The sequence below is a fragment of the Phyllobacterium sp. genome, assembly GCF_037994405.1.
GTDB lineage: Bacteria > Pseudomonadota > Alphaproteobacteria > Rhizobiales > Rhizobiaceae > Phyllobacterium.
In genome coordinates, this window is record NZ_JBBNAN010000411.1 from 1 (window position 1) to 3,923 (window position 3,923).

General features: G+C 53.0%; 6 protein-coding genes. 2 read left to right on the forward strand and 4 right to left on the reverse strand.

The annotated features are described in order from the left end of the window. Positions 1-785: ABC transporter substrate-binding protein (locus AAAC48_RS22620; protein WP_340656348.1), on the forward strand; the 785-nt coding region annotated here is incomplete at its 5' end. Positions 786-843: 58 nt separating this feature from the next. On the opposite strand, the gene AAAC48_RS22625 is transcribed toward AAAC48_RS22620, so the two are convergent. The 3 genes from AAAC48_RS22625 to AAAC48_RS22635 all read right to left on the reverse strand — a co-directional run bounded on the left by AAAC48_RS22625 (position 844) and on the right by AAAC48_RS22635 (position 1,932). Further along, on the reverse strand, positions 844-1,104 hold the full coding sequence (locus tag AAAC48_RS22625) for a hypothetical protein (protein WP_340656349.1): 261 nt from the start codon (positions 1,102-1,104) through the stop codon (positions 844-846). 167 nt (positions 1,105-1,271) lie between these two features. Beyond that, positions 1,272-1,472, reverse strand: a complete 201-nt coding sequence (locus tag AAAC48_RS22630; protein WP_340656350.1) for a hypothetical protein — start codon at positions 1,470-1,472, stop codon at positions 1,272-1,274. A gap of 214 nt (positions 1,473-1,686) precedes the next feature. After that, positions 1,687-1,932: a glycine zipper domain-containing protein gene (locus AAAC48_RS22635; RefSeq protein WP_340656353.1), complete on the reverse strand. Its 246-nt coding sequence runs from the start codon at positions 1,930-1,932 to the stop codon at positions 1,687-1,689. 1,153 nt (positions 1,933-3,085) lie between these two features. Between AAAC48_RS22635 and AAAC48_RS22640 the strand changes: the two genes are divergently transcribed. Beyond that, the gene (locus AAAC48_RS22640) at positions 3,086-3,529 is read left to right on the forward strand and encodes a GFA family protein (RefSeq protein WP_340656351.1); all 444 of its coding nucleotides are present in this window, start codon (positions 3,086-3,088) and stop codon (positions 3,527-3,529) included. A gap of 102 nt (positions 3,530-3,631) precedes the next feature. On the opposite strand, the gene AAAC48_RS22645 is transcribed toward AAAC48_RS22640, so the two are convergent. Further along, complete coding sequence (locus tag AAAC48_RS22645) at positions 3,632-3,817, reverse strand: hypothetical protein (RefSeq protein ID WP_340656352.1); 186 nt, start codon at positions 3,815-3,817, stop codon at positions 3,632-3,634. Positions 3,818-3,923 lie beyond the last annotated feature (106 nt).

Consider the following 3,923-nt stretch of genomic DNA (forward strand, 5'->3'; position numbering starts at 1 on the left):
TGGCCGAAAACATCAGCATCGAGTGCCGAAGCGCGGGGAAGCACGACAGTGGCCTTGCGGCCGCGGCAGCGGACTTAGTGCAGCTCCCAGTGGACGTCATCGTCACGAGTTCGCAGCCGGCGGCGCATGCTGCCCACGAAGCGACGCATGTGATTCCGATCGTGACCATCATAAGCGGTGACCCGGTGGCGGCAGGTCTGGCGAGCAGCATCGCAAAGCCGGGCGGCAATGTCACCGGCGTCAGCTACTACGCCACCGAACTCGCCGCCAAACGGTTAGAGCTGTTGAAGGAAGCCGTACCGGGGGTTGCCATTGTCGGTGTGCTGGCGAACCCGGCGGTCTCCTATCTGCCTTTCGAAGCGGACACAAAGGACGCTGCCCGTCGGCTCGGTATTTTGGTCAAGATTCAGCAAGTCAGTGAACCTGACGAACTCGAGGCGGCATTCTCGCGCATGGAAGCCGAGGGCGCGCAGGCGGTCTTTGTGCTGCCCGACCTCATGTTGGCGGATCAGTCGTCGCGTATCGCCGCCTTGGCGATCGAGCATCGCCTGCCGACTATGGCTTGGGGTCCATGGTATACTGAAGACGGTTGCCTGATGGCCTATTCAGCGAGATATAGCGAGATGAACCATCGGCTCGCTTTCTATGTTGACAGAATTTTGAAAGGTGCCAAGCCAGGCGACCTGCCGATTGAACAGCCCACGAAGTTCGAGTTGTCGATCAATCTGAAAACGGCCAATGCAGCCCCGCCCCGAGAGTCCAGCCGAGATGCCCACTCCGCATGAAATGGATTTTGGTAAATAGCTTTCCGTGGCTCTTCCGATGCGCTCGGCAGAGCAAGAATTAAGGAACCTCTTTGACAATGAAGTTGGCCCAAACAGTGCGCGAAATCTCTTCTTTGGTGGGGTTCTCTGTTTCGTAATCGTATTCATCCAAGACGGTGAGAAAACCGTTCAATGGTGGCACGAGATCATCTGGCGTGATGAAACCCAATTCGCACTCTTCGCAATGGGCATAAATATCTTGATTACAGAGGTTACGTTGCAGAATTAGCCATCCTTGGCGGCAACTCGGGCATTGTCCGACGTGGTAAAGCTCAGTCATTGGTTGGGCCACTGATGGTCATGCGCGATTACGTCATAAACCTCGATCGCCGCAAGCTATTGCTCGGGCTGCGTTTTACCGGCGAGCGGTCCCTGTCCCTAGGTCCGCACTGAACATCAAATCGTCCTGCTTTTACGCATAAACTGATTTATTTCCGATATGAAGGATTATTTTCTTCCTTGCGTTTTACTCTTATCATGTGAACACAACGTCACCATCGACAAATCGGCAAGCGCAATGCCCTCTATGAGGATGCCGCTGGTATCGCCGTCAAAGCTGACATAGACACCTGCATCCGTATCGTGCGACGCCGCAAGAAAGCTGTTGAATTCGTGGATGCCGGTGCTGCTTGAAGCAAACCCAAGCATACTGATTACGTCGCATACTCGAAGGCCAACTCGGCGCAGATACGGAGGTGATTTATGCGGTGGGTCGTGAACATTCGCCAATGCAGGGATGGCGGGAATGCTCTGACAGCGATCAACTGTCGGACTTAAATCCACTCAAAATTCTGAGCCCAAGGGACCGAAAAAGTTTAATTGGATAGCACGAAGCACTGAGCTTGCTGCTTACGTCACGCATTTAGCGGCAGCGTGCCGTGTAAATTCGGCCATGCCTGTCTCGGTATTGGCAGTACCCATTACGGAGGTTGCGGACCAGCAGACCGCCAAGCGCGCCAACTCCGGCGCCAATCAAAGCACCTTTTCCGCCGTCTGCAATACCGCCGATTATAGCGCCGGCTGCTGTGCCCACGCTGAGGTCCTTTTCCGTTGTTGTGCAGCCGGTCAGGGCTGCGACAACGGCGACCGTCAGCATGGGTTTTCGCATCGGATATTGGTTTCGCTGAACGCGATAATCTGGGACCGAATTCATGGCTAGGCTTCCTATTTTGAAGGGATACATAACCGCGTCTCACGCCATGGCGCATATTCTGCCAAGTGAACCAATATTGGCATATAGCAACGCAATGTCACGCGATTTTAGCAGCGCTGCGTAGACACAACGGAGAGGGATATCCCTATCATTACAGTTGCGCAACTGTAATGCTAATCATTATTTTCCTCATTGTTGCATTTCTATACGCTGACCATGTCTCTTCTTTAAAAAGCTTTGACACTTGTGTAGTTGCAGGAACTACAAAAGCGGCAACTGCCCTCATTGTTGCCGGGTGGTCACATCTACCGAGAATCTGGTTGTGTCGAACTGCTCAGGATTCCGATGACTCTGGAAAAAAGTTACTATTGTGTAATTCCGCGATCTGACTGTGTTTGGCGACTTATTCGGATAAGGAAAGCAGATGTTACCTTTATCAGGAGTTGTTACATGGTATAGTTGCCACTCCGTCGACTGGTTACTTCTCCCGGGCTGTGTTCCAAACTACATCAATCAAAATTACACCGAGTCCAAGATCCCCAATTGCGAATCTTCAAGCGTTTTCTGGCCGGCACGTCTGGGCTGCTGGCTGTGTGCGCTTTTCATATGCCTTACGAGGCGCAGGCTGCCTACCTGCCGGTCAGCCGGACGAGCGGCGGCACGGTGATATGCTCCCCGATCAAGATGGAAATTACTCTGTTTCTGGCCTCGACACACTCTCTGTCAACATCTTGTCAGGCGCCGCAATTAACGGCACGTTTAGCGCAACCGATATTAATGTTCTCGATTTCCTTAATAGTGGCAACACCAATGGTTTGGTGACGCTTAGCAGCCAGCCTCGTCTTCCGGAATTCAGGTACAATCAACCAAGGTTTGACTTTTTTAACAATATCGACCCGTTGCGGACGTACGGCGAATTTAGTTGGGTGGTCGATCCTTTTCACTGGTCGCGGGAACCTGCGAGGTGTAAAGCTTTGGGCGCTGTGCACCCTGATCCTCTATCGGGTCGCACGTTTTTCGCTTCTGCCAACCGCTTCGAGAGCGGTTCGGCCAGCGTCTCAGCCCTACATCCCAATGTAACCCCAGCGAGTAAGACGGAGGATTTGCCATGGCCAATGCCCAATGCGCTTGCGGCGCTCTTAGGCTTATGTTGCGCGAGCCGACAAAATTGGTTGTCGCGTGTCACTGTTTCGCCTGCCAGCGACGAACCGGTGGGCCATTCAGCGTCAACGCTTTCTATGCGATTGATACTATCGAGATTTCGGGAGTGGCCACGGAATTCATTCACGTTGGCGAAAGCGGTCGCCAGGTGCGTATGTATTTTTGTCCGACGTGCGGTTCGACAGTTTATTGGAAGCCTGATGTTCTACCGTCAATGATCGGCGTAGCGGTTGGTGCGTTGGCCGACCCTGACTTCCCGGCCCCAGTCATATCGATATTCGAGCGGTCGAAACATCATTGGGTGCAATTTGATGGGGCGGTCGAACACTTCCAGGAAAGTGGGCTGCGAAAATATTCGCCTGAGCTGACGCGAAGGTCCACCTCCCGTTGATCGCAGCGTCCGCTTCCCACCCTTCTGCGACTTTCCCGAACTGACGACGATCAGCACAACATTGTCGATGCGGCTTGTAACATTCCTCGTTGTTGGCGGCACCTACTCTCTTGAAGTGCTGCTTTCGGCAAGGCGTTCGCGTAGCGCGTTTTTGATAAGATCTTCGATCTCCATGAGCCGCAAATTTTTGCCATACGCGAGCTGATAAACCAGTTGTGTAATCTCCGGATCTTTAGGCCCGTACAGTTCCCAATCGATCAGGCCATTATAATCATCAGGGTGGTTCATTTTCCAAAGACTCACTCACAAATTCGCGCTTGCGGCGCTCAATACCACACCTGTTCTTCGGCATGACCTTACAACCGTGGCTAGGAACTTCCAAATTTCGTTGTGC